This window comes from Pedococcus sp. P1_H8 (assembly GCF_056405175.1).
In genome coordinates this window covers 1-427 of record NZ_JBFUCP010000272.1, presented here as the reverse complement: position 1 = coordinate 427, position 427 = coordinate 1, and the positions used below count along the sequence as shown (strand labels likewise).

Below are 427 nucleotides of genomic sequence, written 5' to 3'. Positions count from 1 at the left end.
ACCACGAACTGCCCCTGCGCCTCCTTGGTGAGGAACATGTTGTCGCCCAGCGAGGAAAGCCCTGTCTCGACTTCGGTGACGGTGAACTCGAACTTGCCGTCCCGCACCGGTGCATTCAGCCCCGGAGCGCTGTCGGGCTTGGGCGCCTCGGCTGCCGGTGCCTCGGCTGCTGCGGCACCCCCGACGGCAGCGGCGCCGGCGGCAGGAGCCTCGGCGGCTACCGCGGAGTCGGACCCGGTCTTGGTCTCCTTGTCGCCGTCGCTGATGCCGGCGATCACGAAGACGGCGACGATGGCGCCCACCACCCAGGGCCACCTCTTCGACTTCTTCTTGGGCGGCTCGGGTGCCGGCGCGGTCGGCGGCATTCCCCAACCCTGCTGGGGGTTCACGGGTTCCTGCGGATACGTCATGGTGTGCCTCTCTGATC

Annotated in this window: 1 pseudogene; it reads right to left on the bottom strand. The window is 69.1% G+C overall.

Annotated elements, in window-relative coordinates:
* A pseudogene (locus AC1DYG_RS19960) lies at positions 1–410 on the bottom strand (hypothetical protein); the annotation flags it as partial.
* Positions 411–427 lie beyond the last annotated feature (17 nt).